Raw genomic sequence first — 21253 nt, 5'->3', positions numbered from 1 at the left:
CAGGCCCTTCGTGGATCGGTACGAAAGAACGCTCGCAGTCCATGAACATCGCACTTACGCACCTTCAGCGGCTTGAGGCTGAATCCATCCATATCTTTCGAGAGGTGGCCGCGGTCTTCGCCAAGCCGGTGATGCTCTATTCGGTCGGCAAAGATTCGTCCGTGCTCATGCATCTGGCGATGAAAGCCTTCTATCCGGCCAAGCCGCCCTTTCCGTTTCTCCATGTCGACACGACCTGGAAATTCCGCGAGATGATCGCCTTTCGCGACCAGATGCAGCAAAAGCTCGGCTTCGACCTCCTCGTCCATGTCAATGAAGACGGCGTGCGCGACAACATCAATCCGTTCGACCACGGCTCCAACACCCACACCCATGTAATGAAGACGGTTGCGCTGCGGCAGGCGCTCGACAAATACGGGTTTGACGCAGCCTTCGGCGGCGCGCGGCGCGACGAGGAGAAGTCGCGCGCCAAGGAGCGCATCTTCTCGTTCCGCAACGCCCAGCATGTCTGGGATCCGAAGAACCAGCGGCCGGAGATGTGGAAGATTTTCAACACCCGCGTCGCTGCCGGTGAATCGATCAGGGTGTTCCCGTTGTCGAACTGGACCGAGCTCGACATCTGGCAGTACATTCTTCAGGAAGACATCCCGATCGTGCCCCTGTATCTGGCCAAGGAGCGGCCGGTCGTCGAGCGCGATGGCATGCTCATCCTGAGGGATGATGAGCGTATGCAGCTGCGGCCCGGCGAAACAGTGGAGAACCGGATGGTGCGGTTCCGCACGCTCGGCTGCTATCCGCTGACCGGCGCGATCGACTCGGAGGCCGACACTCTGGAGGCGATAGTCGGCGAAATGCTCACGGCGCGTACTTCCGAGCGGCAAGGTCGCCTGATCGACCGTGATGAAGCCGGCTCGATGGAAAAGAAGAAGCGCGAGGGGTATTTCTGAGTATGCGCCATATCATGGCCAAGAGCCTCGCCCCAACCGACGGCGTCCGCGATTATCTGGCGGCGCAGGAACGAAAGTCGCTGCTGCGCTTCCTGACCTGCGGCTCGGTCGACGACGGCAAGTCGACGCTGATCGGGCGACTGCTTTCCGACACCAAGCAGATTTTCGAGGACCAGCTGGCCACGCTCGAGCGCGATTCGCGCAAGCACGGCACCACCGGCGACGACGTCGACTTCGCGCTGCTGGTCGACGGCCTCGAGGCCGAGCGCGAGCAAGGCATCACGATCGACGTCGCCTATCGCTTCTTCGCCACGCCAAAGCGCAAGTTCATCGTCGCCGACACGCCCGGCCACGAACAGTACACGCGTAACATGGCGACGGGTGCATCGACCGCCGATCTCGCCATCGTGCTGATCGATGCCCGCCAGGGGGTACTGCGTCAGACCAGGCGGCATTCGATCATTGCCTCGCTGCTTGGCATCCGCCACATCGTGCTCGCCGTCAACAAGATCGATCTTGTCGGCTTCGACGAGGCGGTTTTTGAACGGATCGTCGCCGATTACGCACAGTTCTCACGTGAACTCGGCTTCCAGACGATCGTCCCCATCCCTATGTCGGCCCGCTATGGCGACAACGTTACCGGCCGTTCCGACAGGACGGACTGGTATTCCGGCCCGACGCTGATCGAACATCTCGAAACCGTGTCGGTCGACGAGGCCGCGGTCGAATTGCCGTTCCGGTTTCCTGTCCAATATGTGAACCGTCCCAATCTCGATTTCCGCGGCTTCGCCGGCACCGTAGCGTCCGGATCGGTTGCGCCGGGCGACGAGGTAGTCGTCGCGAAATCCGGCAAATCCTCCCGTGTCAGGCGCATCGTTTCGCATGGTGGCGACCTTCAGCAGGCTATCGCTGGCCAGGCCATCACTCTTGTCCTCGACGACGAGGTGGAAGTCTCGCGCGGCAATATGCTGGTGTCGCCGGCGGCGCGGCCGCAGGTCGCCGACCAGTTCGCCGCCAACATCGTCTGGTTCGACGAACATGCGCTGCTGCCTGGCCGCTCCTACATCCTGCGCACCGAGACCGACCAGACCAGCGCCACCGTCACCGACCTGAAGTACCGGGTCAACGTCAACGACTTTGCCCATGAGGCGGCCAAGTCGCTTGAAATGAACGAAGTCGGCATCTGCAACATCTCGACGCGGTCGCCGATCGCCTTCGATCCGTTTGCCGAGAACCGCACCACCGGCGCCTTCATCCTGATCGACCGCATCACCAATGCAACGGTCGGCGCCGGCATGATCCTGCATTCGCTGCGCCGCGCCGAAAACATCCACTGGCAGTCGCTCGATGTCGGCAAGCGCGCCCGCGCCGATATGAAGAACCAGCGGCCGGCCGTGTTCTGGTTCACCGGGCTTTCGGGCTCGGGCAAGTCGACCATCGCCAATCTGTTAGAAAAAAAGCTGTTCGCCACCGGGCGCCATACCTACATTCTGGATGGCGACAACGTCCGTCACGGCCTCAACCGCGATCTCGGTTTCACCGACGCCGATCGTGTCGAAAACATTCGCCGCGTCGCCGAAGTGGCACGCCTGATGGCCGACGCCGGGCTGATCGTCATCGTGTCGTTCATCTCGCCGTTCAGCGCCGAGCGGCGCATGGCGCGCGAACTGATGGCCGACGGCGAATTCGTCGAGGTGTTTGTCGACACACCCTTCGAGGAATGCGCCAGGCGCGATCCGAAGGGTCTCTATGCGCGGGCGTTGAACGGCGAGATCAAGAATTTCACCGGCGTCGATTCACCGTATGAGGTGCCGGAAAAGCCCGAAATTCATCTCAAGACACTCGGCAGATCGGCCGAGGAGATGGTGGACGCCCTGGAACACTGGCTGAACGAGCGGGACATTGCCGAAGACCAATATGACAGCGGCGGCGGTATCTGACGACGAAGCGGTGCTCGCCGTCTTCGAGCACCTTGCCCTGGCGGCGGGGCGCGAGGTGATGCGCGTCTTTCGTGCCGGCTGTGCGGTCGACAGCAAGTCGGACAGTTCGCCAGTGACGGAGGCGGATCGCGAGAGCGAGAAGATCATCCTTGCCGGGCTGCGCGCCGCATTTCCCGAGATTCCGTGCGTGGCCGAGGAAGAAGCTTCGGCCGGCATCACGGCGCCAGATCTCGGCGACGCCTTCTTCCTGATCGATCCTCTCGACGGCACCAAGGAGTTCGTCAACCGCAGGACCGATTTCACTGTCAACGTCGCGCTGGTTCGCCATGGCGTGCCTGAGATCGGCGTTGTCTTCGCGCCTTGCACCGGCCGCTTCTTTTCCGGCCGGCCGGGCAAAGCGGAAACGATCGAGATCAATGGCGACTACGAGATCGTCGATCGCCAGCCGATTTCGGCAAGGGCCGGTATGGTGCCGCTAACCGTCGTTGCCAGCCGCTCCCACAACACGCCGGAAACCGACGCCTATATCCGCGCGCTTGGCGCCGCCGAGATCGTCTCGGTCGGCTCGTCGCTGAAATTCTGTCTCGTTGCCGGCGCCGAGGCAGACGTCTATCCACGCTTCGGCCGCACCATGGAGTGGGATACGGCCGCGGGTGACGCGGTGCTACGCGCCGCCGGCGGCATGACGCGCACGCTGGATGGTGAGCCGCTCGCCTACGGCAAGCGCAACCAGAGTGACGACGAGGATTTCGCCAACCCGCATTTTATCGCCAGCGGCAAGGCTGCTGGATTTGGCTAGACGGTGATTGCGCCGTTCCAGACCCGTACGAAAGTGCGGGTGTTGCACGTGACTTATGCAAGCGACCTCAGATACTGCTCGAGATCTGTAAACACAGCGGTACGATCCCATCCAGCCGACAGTTGGGTCGGCGTGGCCGATTCGCTTCGTGTGCGGTCGATGCTGCGGGGCCTTCACACGGGTGTATCCAAATTGCTGTATACCGATAGACTTGAACGGCTATACGAGCGAGTGATGGCGTTCCACATCAAAAATCCCGAGACCGACGCACTGGCCCGCCGGCTCGCCGCACTTACGAGGACTGCTCTGACAGAGGCCGTCCATGCCGCGCTCAAGCATGAGCTTGAGCGCGAACAGGCTAGACCGTCCCTCGTAGAGATCGGCGTCAGGTTCTGCCGTGATCTGCGAGCCCGGGGCAAGCCTGATCGCGGCAGGCCCGCCGACAAGGCGTTTCGCGACAGCCTGTACGAGAATCACTGATGTTCATCGACGCCTCGGCCCTGACGGCGCTGATGACCAACGAGGATGATGCGCGAACTCCTGGCCGGGACCCGGCGCGCCTGAACGGTGTTGAACCGGACTTTACTTGGCTGGCCACGGTCCAGATTGGATCACGTTCAAGAACCTAAAGTGCGGCGGGCTTGCTTCGGATGGTTAAGGCCAGGAGCGCCTCCGAAAGTCGTTTCTTCGCCCGCTCCACCCCGTTCTCGTCGATTGCCTCAACATCGAGGAACAAGTCGAGACCAGTCGCATGCTCGCTGATGACCTGAGGGCGCTGGGCGAGTTCACCCAGGAGGCCCTCGACTTCGTAGGGGACAACCTCCCGGCTGATCCCCTTCATGGCAATGGGTGCTAACGGACGCGCCCGGACAAGGTCGCGCACGAGCGCGTAAGTCTCATAGCTGAGGCAGATGCCGCCGGGCTCGGCAATCGACTGCAGCCGGGCCGCCAAGTTCGCCTCGGCTCCAATGATCGTGTAGTCCATCCGATCATCGGAACCGAAGTTCCCAACATTGCAATAGCCCGTGTTGATGCCCATACGAGCTCGGAAGGGCCGTTCAACTCCGCGGTCATGCCACACCCTGTTCAACTGCTCCAGCCGACGCTGCATGTCGACAGCCATGCGCAAGCAGGCTCTCGCGTCTTCCTCGACGCCTTGCGTCTCGGGGTCTCCGAAGAACACAAGAAGCGCGTCGCCGATGAACTTGTCGACGGTGCCGCCGTGTTTGAGCGCGATCGTCGACATCTCGGTGAAGTACTCGTTGAGGAGAAGCGTCAAGTCCTCGGGCTGGAGCCGTTCCACGATCGCGGTGAAATCCTTGACGTCGGAGAAAAAGATTGTGAGCTTCTTGCGCTCGGTCGCGATGGTGACGTCCTTCTGGCCGCTGAAGATACTTTTGTAAATTTGAGGCGAAAGGTATTTGGCGATCTTCAATGAAATCGCGGCCAGGAAGTCGTTTGCCTCCGAAAGCTCCTTGTTGATGCCCTGAATCAACGCGGACTGCCGACGCTGCAGGAGAATGAACGTCAGGCCCGCCGCCGCCGCGAAACCGAAATACAGGAGCAGATACTTGAAGGTCAGCACGTTCGCAGCAATAGGCTGATTGACTGATATCTCCTGGATCCCTCGGACATCCCCCACCTTCCAGTCCGTCTTGGGGCTGTCCGGGTGTGAGTTATGGCAGGTCACGCACACTTGTCCCATTATGACAGGGGCCGCGGCGCGCACCTGCCGGTCAAACAGTGAGCCCGAGACCTCGATGATCGGCTCCTTCGGGTTGGCGCGCAAAGCCAAGATTGCATTCCGCTCGAACGCATCGAGCTGGTGGGGCGCGCGACCTTTGAAAGGCAGATCCGAGACGAACCGATATTTGACCGAGCCGTCATGAGCGCTGATGCGGTTGCCCAGTTCGATCGAGAGGGTTGCTGGAATAGGGATCGCGCCTGGCACGTCCCGGTAGTTGTGCGTCGCAGTCACGGCGCCGTTAGCTTGCAGCACGCGTCCCACGACGTCGCTGCCGTAGAATCCGCGCATTTCGTCGATGATGCGGCTGATTTCGCTGGCTTGCCTGCGCAGCATCCGTTCCGATAGGTCTCGGAGGTCGAGCCAGGCTGCAACGGGCAGACCGACAAGGCCGATGACCACTGCCGCCACCAGGAGCGGTCCCATAGTGCGCTGCTGTCGCGCAATCTGTTCACCCAGTCCAGCCATTGTGCAAGCGCCCGGCCGTCTTAGTGTGTGAACTATAGCTCATTCCCGGCGCGGTACCAGAGTCAGTCTTGGCTCGATGAAAACACGTCAGCCCTGCAACGTCGGACCGACCTTGAGCGGTTGTTGCTAAGCCCCGACCGTTCACAGCGGATTTCGCATTCTGGCGCTGGACGGACAGTGAATCAGGAAAGGGATGTCGCAACGTCGGTTGTGGCCGGAATGCGCTCCGCGATAACCGCTCAGGAGTCAAAAATCACCTCTGACAAGGTTGAGACTTGCAGTCGGACAGCGGGTCGGAAAAGAAAGTGTCCCGCAAAACGTCTCCGCGCGTCGGTCGACTATGGAATGGGCCACCGCGGCGGGGCGGCGCGCGTTGCCGGCAGCATGACGCGGACCTGGATAGTGCGCCGCTCGCCTGCGGTAAGCGCAACCTGAGCGAAGACGAGGATTTCGCCAATTTGCATTTCATTGCCAGCGGCAACGCTGCCACGGCCGCTTAGGCATCATTATGAACTCCAATCCCGTTCCCGGCTCGTCGGCCCCCAATGACGCCGTCGCGGATGCGACGCCTGAGTGAGGCACTTGTTCTCAGGCGAACGCTCGCGGCAGGGAATAACCATCCGGTGTGGATCGTGGCAGCGGCCTTTTCGCGTGTTAGACTGCTTGCATGGAGATCGACGCCGACAAGATCGACGAAGCCGTTCTGGGCCTGCTTTGGCTGACGCTGCATGAAGAGAGGCGCGCCTGGAAGGGGTTGGATTGGAATGCTCTGGATCGCTTGCACGAGAAGGGGCTGATCGCAAATCCGGCAAACAAGGCGAAGTCGGTGGTTCTGACAGATGAAGGACTGCGGCGTGCTGAGGAGCTATTCCGAACCCTGTTCACCCGCGCGGCGCCCTGAGCCAGATTGCGGGACGGGTGCCTGCGAGCTGATAGCGCACATGGCTGAATTTCGCGCTGACCGCAGGCGGGACGGCCAGTGCTCTCGCCGTGGCGGATAAATTGGTATTCGAACGGGCGCATCCAGTCTGTTAAAGGCAGTGGCAGAGAACACCGCAGCCGCGGCCCTCAATCAACGGCATTGTCGCGAGGTCCACCATCCGCAAGATGCTTTCTGCCGGCGAAGCGGCCTGCGACCCGGAGAACCGGCTTATTGCGGCCCAGCTCGAGAGGAGTTGGGAAGCCACGCTCAGGCGCGTGGAGACCTGCGAGGCCCGGCTGAGCGAAGTCAAGCGTGTGGAGCCTGTCGACGCGGTTCCGGACTTCACGGGCCTTGCCCAGGATCTCGAGGCCACCTGGAACGCGCCGGGTGTCGACATGCGCTGTCGTCAGCAACTGCTGCGCGCGCTCATCAAGGACATCGTGGCGGATGTCGATGACGATGCGCGCGACGTGATCTTGACCATCCACTGGCACGGAGGCCAGCACTCGCAGGTACGGGTTCGCAAGCCCAAATCCGGAGAGCATGGCCAGCGTACGCCTGAGGAGGCTCTGGCGATCATGCGATCCATGGCAACCCGGTGGTCGGATGCCGAAATCGCTGCCACACTCAACCGCATGGGCATGCAGACCGGTCAGGGAAAGACCTGGACCGCGCGTCGCGTCCAATCGCTGCGCACGGTGCACAAGATCAGCGGCTATCGCTCGTCCGACAAGAATGGCGAGTGGATCACTATGTCGGATGCGGCCGCGAAGCTCGGCGTGTCGCACGTCAAAATCCGCCGGTTCATCAGGGATGGCCTCTTACCCGCCGAGCAGGTCATGCGCGGCGCGCGCTACCAGATCCGCGCCAGCGACCTCGAAGACGAACGGATCAAGGCCGAACTGGCGCGCAATACTCCGGGTCGCATCCACGACGATAACCAGGAATCGCTGTTTTCCGCCATTTGAAAAGGAGGTGCATAATGAATCTGGGGGTTCTGTGTAGTCGCGGGCGCGATTGGGCAGGCACCCACGGGTCGCGACTACATTGAAGCCTGATTGAACTGAACCGCGGGATGGCGGGCGGGGCTATGGGGATTTAGGGCTCGACAGTGTGTCCGAGGCGCCGGAGCGGGCTCGCCGATCGCTCTTGGGCGGTCGCCCGTCGTCGCGATACAGGACCATCTGCGACGCGAGAGACGGCGCCATTTGGGTCGTTGACGCTGAGGTGCAGCGTACCGCGCACCGGCGACCGGACCGGGCTCAATCCATTCGCTGTCCTGCCGCCAACGGCGCCATCACCCAACGCGTCAGTCGCCTTCGTGTTGTCGCACCTTGCGTTAGCGACTGCATCTTCTGCGACTTGGAGAGAACATCGGCAAGCGCTATCCGCGGCCAAGATGGTCCGGCAATTCAGCCGCTGTCGTGGCGGCCGGGAGCGCACTTGCAGCTTCTGGCATCCTAAAAGCGATGGCAGACATTCAAGCAGGTGGGATTGAAGTCTCAACTGATCCAAAGGCGAAGATCCCGAACGGACCTTTCAATGACCGCGTCGTGCCCATCCCGTCTCTTCCGACGATCGCCGACCAGGGACCTGGGAACACTACCATAAACTGCGGGAACATTGGAGCGGCAAGGCCACGAGTTACTCGCTCGCGCTTGGCCGACGCTGGCTACGCCGTACCAGAAGGTTGGCCACGACCAGGAGCACTATAGACAGCGCCATCATCAGGGTCGCGGCGGCGGTGATTGCCGGGGAGAGCTTCTCGCGCAAGCCGATGAACATTTCGAGCGGCATGGTGCGTTGGTTGGCGCTGGCCAGGAACTGTACCACGACGACCTCGTCGAACGAGGTAACGAAGGCGAAAGCGGCGCCTGACAGCACGCCGGGCAGGATCAGCGGCAGCATCACCCTGAAGAACGATGTGATGGGCTTTGCTCCGGAGATGGCGGCAGCGCGCATCAGATTGCGGTCGAAGCCGGTGAGGCTCGCTCCCACCGTGACGACGACGAAGGGACTGGCGAGCGCGGTGTGCGCCAGGATGATGCCGGCATAGGTGCTGGCCAGGCCGACGCGGGCATAGAACAGATAAGAGCCGACGGCGGTGATCACCACCGGCACGATCAGCGGCGACAGCAGCAGCGGCATGACGATGCGGCGGCCGGGAAACTTCTCGTCGGAAAGCGCAATCGCTGTCAACGTGCCGAGTATCGTCGCGATCAGCGTCGTCCCGAACGCAACGATCAGGCTGTTGCCGATCGCCGATTGCCAGCGTTGGGTGCCAAGCACGACCGCGTACCAGCGCGTCGAAAATCCCTCCAGCGGAAAGATGAAGAAGGCGCCGCTGTTGAACGACAAGGGGACGGGAACGACGATCGGCACGAGCAGGAACAGGATCACCATGCCGCACCACAGCCACAGCAGGGTGATGCGGATTCTTTCGCCTGTCGTCGGATAGGGAGACAGCAGCATGGCTACACCAGCTTGAGACGGTCGAGGCCGAGGATGCGGGCGAAGATGCCAAACAGCGCCAGGGTGAAGACGAGCAGGATGAAGCTCAGTGCTGCCGCCATCTCCCAGTTCAGCTCGACATTGACGTAGTTGGCGATGAAATTGCTGATCAGCTGGTCGCTTGCACCGCCGATGAGCGCCGGCGTGATGTAGTAGCCGAGGCACAGAATGAAGGTGAGCAGGCAACCGGCCATGACGCCCGGAAAAACCTGTGGAAGATAAACGCGGCGGAACGCGGTGAAGGGTTTTGCGCCGAGCGAATAGGCGGCTTTCATCTGCGAGGCCGGGATCGTGCGCATAACGCTATAGATCGGCAGCAGCGTGAACGGCAGCTGGATATGGGTCATGGCGATGATCAGTCCGATGCGGCTGTACATCAGCTCAAGCCGGTCGTCGGCAATGCCGAGCCACAAAAGCAGGTCGTTGACCAGGCCGAATTTCTGCAGGAGCACGGTCCAGGCCGCGGTTCGCACCAGGATCGACGTCCAGAATGGCAGCAGCACCGCGACGATGAGGATGGCGGCGAGGCCCTTGGGTACCGAGGCGATGAGATAGGCGAGGGGGAAGCCCAGTATCAGCGTAGCCAGCGTCACCGCCGCGGCGACGAAGAATGTGCGCATGAACACCTGCAGGAAGATCGCCTGTTGCGGCGGCACTCTTTCAATGCCTCCATCGGCGTTCCAGCGCAGATCGAGCGCGCTCAGCAGGTAGAACGACGTCACGCTATGGGTGCCGCTCTCGATGACCGGCCACGTGCCCGGCGCCGACCAGAACGGCACGGCTTTCATCACCTCCAGCGGCGGCCTGTCGGCAGCCTCAAGTTGGCGTACCGTCTTGAGCACCTGGCTGCGCGCACCGGGCAGGCGGGCGTTCAGGCTTTTGGCGAGCTCATATGCCGTGCCCATGGCCTGATTGTCCCTGAGGTCGGCGGCAAGGGCCAGGAAGGCGGCATCTCCTGGCAGTCCCGCGCCGTTCCAGCCGCGCAGCGCCTGGCTGGTCTGCGGCAAAGCGTCGGCAATCGTCGGGTCATAGACGGCGCGCGATAGCAGCAGGACGATCGGGATGCCGAAGCTCAGCGCCAGGAGCACAAGCAAAGGCGCCGCCAGCGCCAGTGACCGCAGCCGATCGCCGAACTCGGCGCGCCGAAGTTTTGCCGTGACCGATTTCGCCGCTTTGATATCGGCGGCCGACCGGTCGCGCGCGAGGCGCGGCCGTTCCAGCTTCGTGGGCTCAAGCGCCGTCATTTTTCCTATTGCGCGAGCCAGGCGTTGAAGCGCTTGACCAAATCCTCGCCGTAATCGCCCCAGAATTCGGTGTCGGCGACCAGGTAAGCGCTCATATGGTCGGGCGCATTCGGCAATTTGGGCAAGGCGTCCGGCGCGACAAAGGAAGCTGCATCGGTGCGCACCGGCCCGTAGGTGATGTAGCTGGCCAGCTTGGCGTTGATTTCCGGCTGGCTGATATAGGCAAGGTACTTGTAGGCCAGGTCCGGACTCTTGGCCCCTTTCGGAATGGCGATCATGTCGTATTCGAGGATTTGGTTGTTCCAGACGATCTTGAACGGCGCCCCATCCTTATCGATGGCGTTCTGGATACGGCCGTTCCAGGCGGTGGTCATCACCACTTCCTTGGATGCAAGGAGCTGCGGCGGCTGTGCGCCGGCATCCCACCAGACGATGTCTTTCTTGATGGTGTCGAGCTTCTTGAAGGCGCGGTCGACGCCTTCCGGCGTGGCCAGCACCTTGTAGACATCGGCCGGCGCGACGCCATCGGCCATCAGCGCCCATTCCAAATTCTGCGCCGGGAACTTGCGCATCGCTCGCTTACCGGGAAACTTGGTCGTGTCGAAGATGTCGAGCACCGAGGTCGGCGCCTCTTTCAGCACGTTGGGATCATAGGCGAGCACGTCGCCATAGGCGTCGAGGCCGACGCCGCAGTCGAGCGCGGAGCCTTCGAGGAATTTTTCGCGCGGCGCGATCTTGGAATAGTCGAGGCGCTCGAGAATGCCGGCGTCGCAACCTTGCAGCACGGTCGCGGTCTCGACCGTCACCAGGTCGATCGGCACGTTGCCGGTGTCGACCATGGCTTTGACCTTGCCGAGATCGCCGAGATATTCCTGCTCGACGATCCTGGCACCGGTCTCCTTGCTGAACGGCTCGAACCATGCCTTGCGCTGGGCATCCTGCCAGGCGCCGCCGCTGGCCATGATCGAAAGCTCGTCGGCGAAGGCGACATGTCCTGAGGTGATGAATGCTGTGGCTGCCGCAAAGGCGAACAGCCGGGCTCTTGTAATTTTCATTGTTGTTATTCCCCTGTTTTCGAGATGGAACCGTCCGTTGCGGCATCTGCCGGAAAGGCACGGCAGTCGTTGGGCGCGCAGGAAACCGTGACCGGTCCCCCGTTGCCCATGGTCGTTTCGGGGCCGATCTTGACCGTCAGCACCTGTCCGTTTTCCAGCCGGGCCAAAAGACGCTGGTGGTCGCCGAGATAGATGCGGCCTTCAACCGTGGCGGCCAGCCCATTTGCTCCGTTCGAGGCGGGCGCAAGCTTCAGCCGCTCCGGGCGGATAGCGACATGGCAGGCATCGCCCTCCGCAACACCGATGGCGAGCGCCGTGACCGAACCGCCGCCGTCCAGCGCGACGCGGCACTCCTTGCCAGAGACGCGCTCGACCTTGCCGAGCAGGGTGTTGTTCTCGCCGATGAAGCTCGCGACGAACGAAGTTTGCGGCGCGTTGTAGAGATCATCCGGCCAACCGAGCTGGGCAATCCCGCCATTGTTAAAAACGGCGACGCGGTCCGACATGGTCAGCGCCTCGCTCTGGTCGTGCGTCACATAGACTATGGTGACACCGAGCATCGTGTGAAGTTGCTTGATCTCGAGCTGCATGTGCTCGCGCAGATTCTTGTCGAGCGCACCGAGCGGCTCGTCCATCAGCACCAGGCTCGGCTCGAACACCAGCGCGCGGGCAAGCGCGACGCGCTGCTGCTGGCCGCCGGAAAGCTGTGCCGGCCGCCGGTCGCCGAACTGCCGCAGCCGCACCATGTCGAGCGCGCGGCCGACGCGGGCTGCGACTTCCGTCTTGGTAATCTTGCGAACGGAGAGCGGGAAGGCGACGTTCTCCTCGACGCTCATGTGCGGAAACAGCGCGTAGCTCTGGAACACCATGCCGATGTTGCGCTCGTAGGGCGGCAGCCTGTCGACCGACCGGCCTTCAAGCGCAATGACGCCTCTGGTCGGCCGTTCGAAGCCTGCAAGCATGTTGAGCGTCGTCGTCTTGCCCGAACCGGAGGGTCCAAGAAGGGTGAGGAACTCGCCGCGCGCAACGCCGAGGTTCAGCCGCGATACCGCGAACGTGCGGCCGTCATAGGACTTCTCGACATCGATGAATTCGACAAATCCTTGGCTGCCGGCATCGGCTGCCCGTGCAGGACCGGCGCTGTCACGCGACAGGGCTGTCGCTTCGGCCATCACGGACGCAAGTCCGTCGATCTGCGGCAGAAGCTGCATGTCGAAACGAGTTGGCGTTTACCGTGCATGTATGGGTCTCGCATGACGCTGCCGCACAATGGCGGCAAACCAAACTTGTATGCTCACACAATCGATCGCAAAAGAACCATAGATGCAGACAAGTTTGGCCGTCAAGCGGCTTTCTTCGGGATTGTGTGAGATTGTTCGGGCCGGATTTTAAAAATACCTGCCGGACAAGTGCTATTGTCTGGAGCATTGTCTTATGCTAGATGCGCCGATAGCCAGAGCGTCAACACACCGAAACCGCCAATCCGCATGCTTCAGGACCTGCAACTCGCCTCGGATGAAGGCCCGGTCTATCGGCGTCTTGCGGACGCTATTGCGGAACGGATCACGGCCGGCACACTTGCAGTTGGAGACCGGCTGCCGCCGCAGCGCGAGATTGCCCGCGCGCTGGGCATCAATGTCACCACGGTGACGCGCGCACTGTCGACGCTGCAGCAGCGCGGCCTGCTCGAAGCGCGGCCCGGACGCGGCACAACGGTCGCGGCCCGCAATGGCGGCGAAAGGCCAGGTTTCGTGTCAGCGCCGAGCGACGACACCGGCGTCATCGATCTTTCCGTCAACAGACCTGCGACCTCGGCCTATCTCGATGCGCTTGGGCTGCTGCTGCCGCGCCTGTCGAAGGACCGGCACTATGCCACGCTTCAGGACTATCATCCGCCCGAGGGGCCGCTTTGGGCGAGGATGGCAATCGCCGAGTGGATGCGACCGGTGGCCGGGGAAGGCGATCCCGGCCGCGTGGTGCTGGCGGCGGGCGCCCAGCATGGGCTGGATTGCGTGCTTGGCGCGGTGACCAGGCAAGGCGAGGTCGTGCTCGCCGACGAAGTGACCTATCAGGGCATCAATGCACTGTGCCGGGTGCATGGGCTCGACCTCAGAGGCGTCGCGATGGACCGTGGCGGCATGCGGGCCGACGCGTTCGATGTGGCCTGCGCGCAGCTCCGCCCACGTGCGGTCTTCCTGGTGCCGACCCTGCACAACCCGACGACCATCACGCTATCCGAAGAGCGCCGGCACGAGCTGATAGCTGTCGCCCGCCGCCACAACGTCCTAATCATCGAAGATGACGTCTACCGCCCCCTGGCAGACAATCCACTGCCGTCGCTTGCCAGCCTCGAGCCCGAACTGACGATCCATATCGGCGCCATGTCGAAATGTCTTGCCCCTGGGCTGCGCCTCGGTTTTGTGATCGCGCCACGCGCCATAGCCGGCCAGGTCGCAGCGGCGTTGCGTATCAACTGCTGGAGCATCAGTCCCTTGACGGCGCTGATCGGCGCGCGGCTGATAGAAGAGGGCCTGGCGGCGCGCATAATAGAAACGCAGAAGCAGGAGCTGCGCCAGCGCCAGGCCATCCTCACTGAAATCCTCGGCCGCTACGATGTCCAGAACCACCCAACCTCGACCCACGCCTGGCTGCGCCTTCCGGAGCCGTGGCGGGGCGCGGGTTTCGCTCGCACCTGCCTGGAACGTGGCGTTGCCGTGCTCCCCGGTGATGCCTTCGCCGTTGGGCGCGAGCCGGTACAGCACGGCGTGCGTATCAATGTCGGCGCTGCGCGCTCGCTCGACGATCTGCGCACGGCCCTGAACTCGGTGGCCGAACTGTTATCTGCCGGCCATCTTCAATTGCCTGGTTTCGTCTAGGAATTTAAAGATGGCAGCGTCGGAAACGGTCGAAATCGCCATCGTCGGTGCCGGCGTTGTCGGACTGGCAACTGCACTCCGGCTCGCAGCTGAGGGTTGCGAAGTCCTGCTCATCGACCCCAATGAGCCGGGCTCCGGCGCCTCGTTTGGCAATGCCGGAACGATCGCCGAATATGCCTGCATGCCGGTCGGCAATCCGGCTCTGCTGCGCGCGCTGCCAAAGCTGCTTCTCGATCCCGACAGCCCTTTTTCCTTGCGCTGGCCGGCGCTGTTGCAGCTTGCGCCATGGCTGGTTCAATTCGTGCGGCAATCGCTTCCCGCCGCTACCCGCGCCAATGCGCTGGCGCTCGCCGGTTTACTGGCCGAGGCCCCGCCGGCCTGGGAAGAGATGGTGGAGGAGGCTGACCTGACAGACCTGCTGCGCCGCAACGGCTGTCTCTACCTGTATCGCCGCGAGAGCGATTTCGCCAAGGCCGCTGGGGGCAGGGCGCTGCGCGCCGGGTTTGGCGTCCATCAAGAGGTTCTGACGCCGGAAGCGGTGGCCGCGCTGGAGCCTGGCCTGCCCGCGACCGGGGCCAGCGGTCTGTACTTCCCCGACTCGATGAATGTCACCGATCCCGAGACAGTGATGCGGCGGCTGCTCGATGCCGCGGCCGACCGCGGCGTTTCGGTGGCGCAGGCTGAGATAACCGGACTGCGGGTTGAGGCGGACGGTGTCAGGCTCAGCGGTTCCGGCTTTAACATCAAGGCGAACACGGTGGTTATCGCCGCGGGCGCGCAATCGCGGGCGTTGGCCATACAGGCCGGCGACAGGATTCCGCTCGAGACCGAACGCGGTTATCATCTCGAATTTCCGACCGAAGCGCCTCTGCTCAATCGTCCGGTCTGTCCGGTCGATCTCGGCTTCTACATGACGCCGATGGCCGGCCGGCTGCGTGTCGCCGGAACCGTCGAGCTCGGCGGACTTGCAGCGCCGCCAAATGCGCGCCGGCTGGCGCTGCTCGATCGCGGTGTCAGGCAGTTCTTTCCACAACTCGGCCAGCCTTCATCCGAATGGCTCGGGTTCCGGCCATCGCTGCCCGATTCCCGCCCGGTCATCGGCGCGTCGCGCGGCAGCTCGAGGGTGATCCACGCTTTCGGCCACGGCCATCTCGGCCTGACGCTGGCGCCGATCACGGCGCGCCTGATTGCCGAGCTGATCATTGGTCGCGGCGATCCAGCGCGCATAGCACCCTTTGCGGTGGACAGGTTCGGCGCCTGAAGTCCACGCGGGCTGCGAAAAGACAACGTCGCCTGGGTTCGGAGGTGGGAGAGTGAATTTTCTGCCTTGGCAATGGTCAGCTCGCACGCGGAAAGCAGACCATCTGCCAGGGTGGCGCAACCGCGACCTCAGCGGCGGCGCCAGCATTGTCAGGTTTGGCGGGCGGTCAAGTCGACCGGAATGACCGACATTGCTGAAGGGTTTCGGGTGCCGTCAGGCGTACGAAAGTCTCTGATGCAGGAACCCGCGGGCCGCAGGCGGTGAGCTATGGGGATTTGTGTTTCGGGGTGTGCCAGCGCCTGTCGCGAACTTCCGCATAGGACGCGGTGGGCATGTCGTGGAAGCGGCTTCCGGGCCAGGTCGCAGAGCCTGTAGCGTTGATTCCGACGGGATTGGTGTGCGTGACGACCGGCGTCACGGCAACGTGCACATAACATCCCGTTGACCGGCGCCAGCATGGCGCGGCCGTGTGGACAAACGGTCCATGCCGGGTCATGGGGCGTTCTCCCGGTTCGGCGCCCTTGAGGCAGGCGGTGCACGAGGCTGGCACCACCGTTCGAACCTCTCGATGACGACCATGCGCCCGCCGCAGCAAGGGCAAGGCCGGCGGACGTCAGCCGGTTCTTCCGAAGTGTCGTCTTGGGGCGGCAGATCGACGTTCAGCAGTTCGCGCGCGAGTGCGAGGCTGGCCTTGCGGGCGGAGGTGGCGAGCAGCCCATAGTGACGGATGCGGTGGAACCCACGCGGCAGGACATGGAGCAGGAAGCGGCGGATGAACTCGTCGGTGGCAAGCGTCATGGCGCGCTGGCGCTCGACACCATCGCGGCGATAGTCCTTGTAGCGGAAGGTGACTCCAGCCTCGTCGAAGGCGATCAGGCGGCGGTTCGAGATCGCGACCCGGTGCGTGTAGCGCGACAGGTAGGCGAGCACCGCTTCCGGCCCGGCGAAGGGCGCCTTGGCATAGACCACCCAGCGCTTGTTCCGGACCGGCGACAGGTGCCGCAGGAAGGCCTGCCGCTCGATGAGACGAGCAAGGGTGCCGAAGAAGGCGAGCCGATCGGCGTCGTGCAGCGCGATCAGCCGGGTGAGGAACAGGCGGCGGAACAACTTGCCCAGTACTCTGACCGGGAGCAGGAAGGCCGCGCGCGACGATATCCAGCGGCTCCCGTCCGGCGCGATGCCGCCGCCCGGCACAATCATGTGGACATGCGGATGGTGGGTCATTGCCGAGCCCCATGTGTGGAGCACGGCAGTGATGCCGATGCGCGCGCCGAGGTGCTTCGGATCGGCGGCGATGGTCAGCATCGTCTCCGATGCCGCCTTGAACAGCAGGTCATAGACCAGCGCCTTGTTGTGGAACGCGATCTCGGCGACTTCGGCCGGGAGCGTGAATACGACATGGAAGTAGCCGACCGGCAGCAGGTCGGCTTCGCGCTCGGCGAGCCATGTACGCGCGGCCGCGCCCTGGCACCTGGGACAGTGCCGGTTACGGCAGCTGTTATAGGCGATCCGCCATTGGCCGCAGTCCGCACAGGCTTCGACATGACCACCCAATGCAGCGGTGCGACACTGTTCGATCGCCGACATGACCTTGAGCTGCTGCAAGCTCAGATGCCCGGCGTGGGAGATCCGGTATCCGGGGCCGGCAGCACGGAAGATATCGGCGACCTCCAGGTCGGCGCGCACCGGTTCAGCCGGACGGCGTCTTGCCTTCCATCAGCGCCATCAGCCGGTCCAGCGGCCCTGCGACCGCGTGGATCGTCCGGGTCGAGACCTTGGTGTAGAGCGCTGTCGTTTCGAGCTTGCAGTGCCCGAGCAGCACCTGGATGACGCGAATGTCGACATCCTGCCCGAGCAGGTGGGTGGCGAAGCTGTGCCGCAGAGTATGCGGGCTGACGCGCTTGCGGATGCCGGCGACTTCGGCGGCTTCCTGAACCGCGCGATGGAGTTGCCGCGACGAGATCGGATCGGTGCAACTGCGCCCCGGGAACAGCCAGCCATGCGGAAGCATCACCCCGCGACGCCTGCCTTCGCGCCACCACACCCGCAGCAGTTCCAAGAGTTGCGGCGAGAGCATGGCGTTGCGAACCTTGCGTCCTTTGCCCTGTTCGACGCGGATCAGCATGCGTGTGCTGTCGATATCATCGACCTTGAGGTGCGCGACCTCCGATACGCGCAGACCCGCGCCATAGGCGACACCGAGCGCGGCCTTGTACTTGATGCCAGGTGCTGCTTCGAGCAGCCGCGCCGCTTCCTCCACGCTCAGCACGTCCGGCAGCTTGCGTGGATGGCGCATGATCACCAGCACACGTGCCAGATCCCGCCGCTTCAGCGTCACCAGGAACAGGAACCGCAGTGCCGAGACCGCGCCATTGATCGTCGCAGGGCCGACGCCGCTCTCATGCTGATGCAGCTGGAATCGACGGATGTCCTCAGCCCTCGCAGTGTCGGGCGAGCGGCCAAGGAACACAGCGAAGCGCCGGACGTGACGAACGTAGTCTTGCTGGGTATGGGAGCCCAGGCCACGCATGAGCATGTCGTGCTGCATGCGCTGGCGAAGCGGAGAGATTGGTGCATCGGTCGACAGGGTAGCCATGGCGAGTTCCTCTCGTTGAAGGGAACTCCATGGTCAGATCGACCCCTCTACCCGCTCAAGTCAAAATGGCAGTCGCGCCATCTCAGAACGAGGCGCCCCTCCCGCGAAGCGGGTTCGTGCATTAGGCGCAAAGCTGCCTAAAGCGAGTGGGACATCAGAGCCATTCTGCGTCGATGTTCACGCTTCGTGCTTGGAAGCCGCATAAAAAGGCAATGTGGAATGCACAAAGCAGCACGAGGAGTGGACCCGTTCTTAACGCGTAGGCCCCGCTAACATCGGCTGGGTCCGCATTCAGCTAATCCGGCCGTGCTTCCGACGCGACAGCGTCCAGGAGCAGGGTAACCTCGACATTGACGCTGGTAATGGCTTGCAAGTGAAGGGGCTGATTGGCCCAACGGGCGATGGAGACTACCAACGAGTAGTCCTCAACCGGCACCTCATGGATCTTGATCGACGTCCCCGTACGATCCAACAGCAAAAGCAAAGGAGTCGTCCCCTCGTCAGATTTGCTCGCGATGGCGGCAACTCGCTGAACATCCACGTGGCTGTCAACGCGAACATTGAAGAGTATTCGGCCTCCAGATTTATCGGCGCAGTCGCCTGCTACAGTATCGAAGCTGGCCGCCGGAAAATCTGCCGCTTGGACAATCATCTCGATCAAAACCGTCTCAAGTTGTGGCGTGCTACCTCGGCTGATCGGCATCGTCTATCCCGGAGAGTCTGGCAGGGCGACGGGCATGACCTATGAAGCGTTTGGCCGGCGCACGGCCACCACCAACACGCCGGCCGGCGGCGGCTCTGCCGTTACCACCTTGTATACCCGGTGTGGCAGCGTGATCTGCCAGGCGCGCGATGCAGGCGACATTCGCCAATCTGTTCAGAGGCGTATTCCGTATCCACAGCTATGATCAATGCTCTTCCGATAAAGGTGTAGGACGCGATGCCCGTGACTTGCCGTGTCGCCAATTTTAGAAGTTTTAGAATAGTGGCATGGCGTCCGCGAAGGCCAGACTCCGCCAGTGCCTGAAGGTCAGCTACTGAGGCGCGCAACGAAGGACCGGCAGTGGCGCGCAAGACGGACTTTCGCAAAAACAGCTGTTATAGTGCTCGGCTGGCGGAGATAAATGATCCGGTTCGGCGCAGGCACCGTGGAGGGCTGTCATGCCGCTCAAGGTCATCGGAACGGGTTTCGGGCGCACCGGAACTGACTCCATGCGAGAGGCGCTCAACCTGTTGGGCTTCGGACCCTGCCATCACATGTTCGAAGTCGATGGGAGCGCCATTCAGAAGCAGCGCTGGAGGGCCTTAGCCAAAGGTGCGTCGGCAGACTGGGAGAGTCTGTTTGAGGGCTACTCATCCTGCGTGGACTGGCCCTCCTCTTATTATTGGCGCGAATTGATCGAAGCGTATCCGGAAGCACGGATCGTTCACACGGACCGCTCGGCCGAAAGCTGGTGGACAAGTATCGAAAGCGCGTTTCAGGTGACGCGCCGCGGTCAGGTCGACCCGGACTCTCTGGGGGAGACCCTCGTTTTCGGCAAGGTCTTTGCAGGACGCGTCGATCGCGCTCACGCGATAGCCGTCTACGAATCACATCGGCACGACGTACTCACCACTGTGCCGCCTGGCCGACTGCTCGTGCATGTACTCGGGCAAGGATGGGAGCCGCTATGCCGCCATCTTGGCGTCCCGATCCCGGAGCAGCCGTATCCTATGCGGAACAGCGCCGAGGAATTCCGGCGGCGGGCCGAGACACGCTAAACGGGCCTGCTTGAACCAAGGCGAAGCCGCCCTCCACGGCCGAAATGCGGCGCGATGCGATCGTTCACTGTGCCGTGCGGGTTCGAACCCGGCACGACGGCGAAAGTGACACGGCTGGATCCGGTTGTGCCGCCACTCAATCCACGACTTCTCTACCTCGGGGCAAAGCGACGCCAACGCCACAGCTAAAGCAGATGGCCGGAAAGGCAGTTCAGTCAGTGGTCGTCGCCTGCGGCCGGCAAAGATGGACCTGGCGGGCCAAATTCCGCCACGTCATTTTGCGAACGCGAACGCGTCCCAAAGATACGTTCAGCCCTCGATGGAGGCCAGCAAGTCATGGTTGATGACGTCCGCGTGCGTCGTCAGCATGCCGTGCGGGTAACCCGTATAGACCTTCAGAGTGCCGTTCTTCAGAAGTTTGACCGACAGCCTGCCCGAATCCTCGATCGGCACGACCTGTCATCGTCGTCATGCATGACCAGCGTGGGCACGGTGATCTTCTTCAGATCCTCAGTGAGAAGGCCTTGATGGCTTCATAGTGAGGCTTGGCGCTACTCATCATGGTAAGACAGTATGTCCGCCTCTGCGATGAGGTGGCTCGCCCTACAGTGCGCGTCCGAGCGTTGCTCGGGGCGGGCCGAGCCGATCCTCACCACAGGAGGACGAGCCACCTCATCGGCAGAGGCGACATACAGTCTTCCCAACATGCCCTGATGCTACCAATTCTGAATCACGCAACACAACAAAAGGCCTTCTTCGTTCAATCGACGGCGATTCGAGCTATTAGGGCCGTCTGCGAGTCTTTATGCTCCTCATCGAAGCGGATCGGCAGCGACACGCCGACGTCGGCATGGCTCAGTGCAACAACGTTCACGGAGGACGACATGTGTAGGATGATCATGGCAGTGCTAGGTCTGCTGCTCGCTAGCTTGCCGGCCACGGCGCGGGTCGTCCCATTCCCGCCAGGCTTCAAGACGCAATCGATCGAAACCAACGGCACGAGCCTTAATGTCCGCATCGGGGGACAGGGCCCCGCCGTCGTGCTGCTACACGGCTTCGGCGACAGTGGCGACATGTGGGCGCCTGTTGCGGCAAAGTTGATGCAAGATCACACCGTAATCGTGCCAGA

Annotated in this window: 20 protein-coding genes and 1 pseudogene; 12 read left to right on the top strand and 9 right to left on the bottom strand. The window is 62.6% G+C overall.

The genetic code is table 11. The features are described from left to right. Positions 1 to 41: 41 nt before the first annotated feature. From cysD to NKH67_RS28605, 5 genes are all read left to right on the top strand, one after another. Positions 42 to 947 carry a sulfate adenylyltransferase subunit CysD gene (gene cysD / locus NKH67_RS28625; protein WP_352473302.1) on the top strand — a complete coding sequence of 302 codons (906 nt, stop codon included), beginning with the start codon at positions 42 to 44 and terminating at the stop codon, positions 945 to 947. Positions 948 to 949: 2 nt separating this feature from the next. Next, on the top strand, positions 950 to 2887 hold the full coding sequence (gene cysN / locus NKH67_RS28620) for a sulfate adenylyltransferase subunit CysN (RefSeq protein WP_352473301.1): 1938 nt from the start codon (positions 950 to 952) through the stop codon (positions 2885 to 2887). Further along, positions 2865 to 3686 carry a 3'(2'),5'-bisphosphate nucleotidase CysQ gene (gene cysQ / locus NKH67_RS28615; RefSeq protein WP_352473355.1) on the top strand — a complete coding sequence of 274 codons (822 nt, stop codon included), beginning with the start codon at positions 2865 to 2867 and terminating at the stop codon, positions 3684 to 3686. Before cysN ends, cysQ begins: the two co-directional genes overlap by 23 nt. Before the next feature lie 234 nt (positions 3687 to 3920). Beyond that, on the top strand, positions 3921 to 4166 hold the full coding sequence (locus tag NKH67_RS28610) for a type II toxin-antitoxin system VapB family antitoxin (RefSeq protein ID WP_352473300.1): 246 nt from the start codon (positions 3921 to 3923) through the stop codon (positions 4164 to 4166). Then, the gene (locus NKH67_RS28605) at positions 4166 to 4315 is read left to right on the top strand and encodes a hypothetical protein (protein WP_352473299.1); all 150 of its coding nucleotides are present in this window, start codon (positions 4166 to 4168) and stop codon (positions 4313 to 4315) included. The genes NKH67_RS28610 and NKH67_RS28605 overlap by 1 nt, the downstream gene beginning before the upstream one ends. Here the strand turns inward: NKH67_RS28605 and NKH67_RS28600 are convergent. Continuing rightward, entirely contained in the window at positions 4312 to 5898 is a 1587-nt protein-coding gene (locus NKH67_RS28600) for an adenylate/guanylate cyclase domain-containing protein (protein ID WP_352473298.1), read from the bottom strand. The two genes, NKH67_RS28605 and NKH67_RS28600, sit on opposite strands and share 4 nt — an antisense overlap. 667 nt (positions 5899 to 6565) lie before the next feature. On the opposite strand from NKH67_RS28600, the gene NKH67_RS28595 reads away from it, so the two are divergent. Continuing rightward, positions 6566 to 6799: a DUF6429 family protein gene (locus NKH67_RS28595; RefSeq protein WP_352473297.1), complete on the top strand. Its 234-nt coding sequence runs from the start codon at positions 6566 to 6568 to the stop codon at positions 6797 to 6799. A gap of 206 nt (positions 6800 to 7005) precedes the next feature. Then, positions 7006 to 7788, top strand: coding sequence for a helix-turn-helix domain-containing protein (locus tag NKH67_RS28590; RefSeq protein WP_502893820.1), 783 nt, complete (start codon positions 7006 to 7008; stop codon positions 7786 to 7788). Between the two features lie 676 nt (positions 7789 to 8464). On the opposite strand, the gene NKH67_RS28585 is transcribed toward NKH67_RS28590, so the two are convergent. The 4 genes from NKH67_RS28585 to NKH67_RS28570 are packed head-to-tail and all read right to left on the bottom strand — an operon-like array spanning position 8465 to position 12802. Continuing rightward, on the bottom strand, positions 8465 to 9292 hold the full coding sequence (locus NKH67_RS28585) for an ABC transporter permease (RefSeq protein WP_352473295.1): 828 nt from the start codon (positions 9290 to 9292) through the stop codon (positions 8465 to 8467). A 2-nt stretch (positions 9293 to 9294) separates the two neighbouring features. Then, positions 9295 to 10575: an ABC transporter permease gene (locus tag NKH67_RS28580; RefSeq protein WP_352473294.1), complete on the bottom strand. Its 1281-nt coding sequence runs from the start codon at positions 10573 to 10575 to the stop codon at positions 9295 to 9297. 5 nt (positions 10576 to 10580) lie between these two features. Then, positions 10581 to 11630 carry an ABC transporter substrate-binding protein gene (locus NKH67_RS28575; protein WP_352473293.1) on the bottom strand — a complete coding sequence of 350 codons (1050 nt, stop codon included), beginning with the start codon at positions 11628 to 11630 and terminating at the stop codon, positions 10581 to 10583. A 5-nt stretch (positions 11631 to 11635) separates the two neighbouring features. Further along, on the bottom strand, positions 11636 to 12802 hold the full coding sequence (locus NKH67_RS28570) for an ABC transporter ATP-binding protein (RefSeq protein WP_502893822.1): 1167 nt from the start codon (positions 12800 to 12802) through the stop codon (positions 11636 to 11638). 315 nt (positions 12803 to 13117) lie between these two features. On the opposite strand from NKH67_RS28570, the gene NKH67_RS28565 reads away from it, so the two are divergent. Both NKH67_RS28565 and NKH67_RS28560 read left to right on the top strand, forming a co-directional pair. Next, the gene (locus tag NKH67_RS28565; protein ID WP_352473291.1) at positions 13118 to 14506 is read left to right on the top strand and encodes an aminotransferase-like domain-containing protein; all 1389 of its coding nucleotides are present in this window, start codon (positions 13118 to 13120) and stop codon (positions 14504 to 14506) included. Between the two features lie 10 nt (positions 14507 to 14516). Further along, positions 14517 to 15767 (top strand): NAD(P)/FAD-dependent oxidoreductase, encoded by a 1251-nt coding sequence (locus tag NKH67_RS28560; protein WP_352473290.1) that lies wholly within the window; start codon positions 14517 to 14519, stop codon positions 15765 to 15767. 492 nt (positions 15768 to 16259) lie between these two features. On the opposite strand, the gene NKH67_RS28555 is transcribed toward NKH67_RS28560, so the two are convergent. From NKH67_RS28555 to NKH67_RS28545, 3 genes are all read right to left on the bottom strand, one after another. Next, positions 16260 to 17453 (bottom strand): IS91 family transposase, encoded by a 1194-nt coding sequence (locus NKH67_RS28555; RefSeq protein ID WP_502893819.1) that lies wholly within the window; start codon positions 17451 to 17453, stop codon positions 16260 to 16262. Between the two features lie 4 nt (positions 17454 to 17457). After that, complete coding sequence (locus NKH67_RS28550; RefSeq protein WP_352473288.1) at positions 17458 to 18363, bottom strand: tyrosine-type recombinase/integrase; 906 nt, start codon at positions 18361 to 18363, stop codon at positions 17458 to 17460. A 295-nt stretch (positions 18364 to 18658) separates the two neighbouring features. Next, entirely contained in the window at positions 18659 to 19066 is a 408-nt protein-coding gene (locus NKH67_RS28545; protein ID WP_352473287.1) for a hypothetical protein, read from the bottom strand. A gap of 34 nt (positions 19067 to 19100) precedes the next feature. Here NKH67_RS28545 and NKH67_RS28540 point away from each other — a divergent pair, with 34 nt between their 5' ends. Together NKH67_RS28540 and NKH67_RS28535 are read left to right on the top strand one after the other, a co-directional pair. Beyond that, entirely contained in the window at positions 19101 to 19271 is a 171-nt protein-coding gene (locus NKH67_RS28540; protein WP_352473285.1) for a hypothetical protein, read from the top strand. A gap of 253 nt (positions 19272 to 19524) precedes the next feature. After that, positions 19525 to 20124, top strand: coding sequence for a sulfotransferase family protein (locus NKH67_RS28535; protein ID WP_352473284.1), 600 nt, complete (start codon positions 19525 to 19527; stop codon positions 20122 to 20124). Between the two features lie 309 nt (positions 20125 to 20433). Here NKH67_RS28535 and NKH67_RS28530 read toward each other — a convergent pair. Next, positions 20434 to 20686: pseudogene (locus NKH67_RS28530) on the bottom strand (alpha/beta fold hydrolase); the annotation flags it as partial. 337 nt (positions 20687 to 21023) lie between these two features. On the opposite strand from NKH67_RS28530, the gene NKH67_RS28525 reads away from it, so the two are divergent. Beyond that, the coding region (locus NKH67_RS28525) for an alpha/beta fold hydrolase (RefSeq protein ID WP_502893821.1) at positions 21024 to 21253 on the top strand (230 nt) is incomplete at its 3' end.

The sequence above is a fragment of the Mesorhizobium sp. M0968 genome, assembly GCF_040319065.1.
Taxonomy (GTDB): Bacteria; Pseudomonadota; Alphaproteobacteria; order Rhizobiales; family Rhizobiaceae; genus Mesorhizobium.
This window is presented reverse-complemented; position numbering and strand designations above follow the sequence as displayed.

Excerpts from the sequence above, each read along its gene's own strand:
- cysD (WP_352473302.1), top strand. The coding sequence starts at position 42 with ATGAACATCGCACTTACGCACCTTCAGCGGCTTGAGGCTGAATCCATC.
- cysN (WP_352473301.1), top strand. The coding sequence starts at position 950 with ATGCGCCATATCATGGCCAAGAGCCTCGCCCCAACCGACGGCGTCCGC.
- cysQ (WP_352473355.1), top strand. The coding sequence starts at position 2,865 with ATGACAGCGGCGGCGGTATCTGACGACGAAGCGGTGCTCGCCGTCTTC.
- NKH67_RS28610 (WP_352473300.1), top strand. The coding sequence starts at position 3,921 with ATGGCGTTCCACATCAAAAATCCCGAGACCGACGCACTGGCCCGCCGG.
- NKH67_RS28605 (WP_352473299.1), top strand. The coding sequence starts at position 4,166 with ATGTTCATCGACGCCTCGGCCCTGACGGCGCTGATGACCAACGAGGAT.
- NKH67_RS28600 (WP_352473298.1), bottom strand. The coding sequence starts at position 5,898 with ATGGCTGGACTGGGTGAACAGATTGCGCGACAGCAGCGCACTATGGGA.
- NKH67_RS28595 (WP_352473297.1), top strand. The coding sequence starts at position 6,566 with ATGGAGATCGACGCCGACAAGATCGACGAAGCCGTTCTGGGCCTGCTT.
- NKH67_RS28590 (WP_502893820.1), top strand. The coding sequence starts at position 7,006 with ATGCTTTCTGCCGGCGAAGCGGCCTGCGACCCGGAGAACCGGCTTATT.
- NKH67_RS28585 (WP_352473295.1), bottom strand. The coding sequence starts at position 9,292 with ATGCTGCTGTCTCCCTATCCGACGACAGGCGAAAGAATCCGCATCACC.
- NKH67_RS28580 (WP_352473294.1), bottom strand. The coding sequence starts at position 10,575 with ATGACGGCGCTTGAGCCCACGAAGCTGGAACGGCCGCGCCTCGCGCGC.
- NKH67_RS28575 (WP_352473293.1), bottom strand. The coding sequence starts at position 11,630 with ATGAAAATTACAAGAGCCCGGCTGTTCGCCTTTGCGGCAGCCACAGCA.
- NKH67_RS28570 (WP_502893822.1), bottom strand. The coding sequence starts at position 12,802 with ATGGCCGAAGCGACAGCCCTGTCGCGTGACAGCGCCGGTCCTGCACGG.
- NKH67_RS28565 (WP_352473291.1), top strand. The coding sequence starts at position 13,118 with ATGCTTCAGGACCTGCAACTCGCCTCGGATGAAGGCCCGGTCTATCGG.
- NKH67_RS28560 (WP_352473290.1), top strand. The coding sequence starts at position 14,517 with ATGGCAGCGTCGGAAACGGTCGAAATCGCCATCGTCGGTGCCGGCGTT.
- NKH67_RS28550 (WP_352473288.1), bottom strand. The coding sequence starts at position 18,363 with ATGGCTACCCTGTCGACCGATGCACCAATCTCTCCGCTTCGCCAGCGC.
- NKH67_RS28545 (WP_352473287.1), bottom strand. The coding sequence starts at position 19,066 with ATGCCGATCAGCCGAGGTAGCACGCCACAACTTGAGACGGTTTTGATC.
- NKH67_RS28540 (WP_352473285.1), top strand. The coding sequence starts at position 19,101 with ATGACCTATGAAGCGTTTGGCCGGCGCACGGCCACCACCAACACGCCG.
- NKH67_RS28535 (WP_352473284.1), top strand. The coding sequence starts at position 19,525 with ATGCCGCTCAAGGTCATCGGAACGGGTTTCGGGCGCACCGGAACTGAC.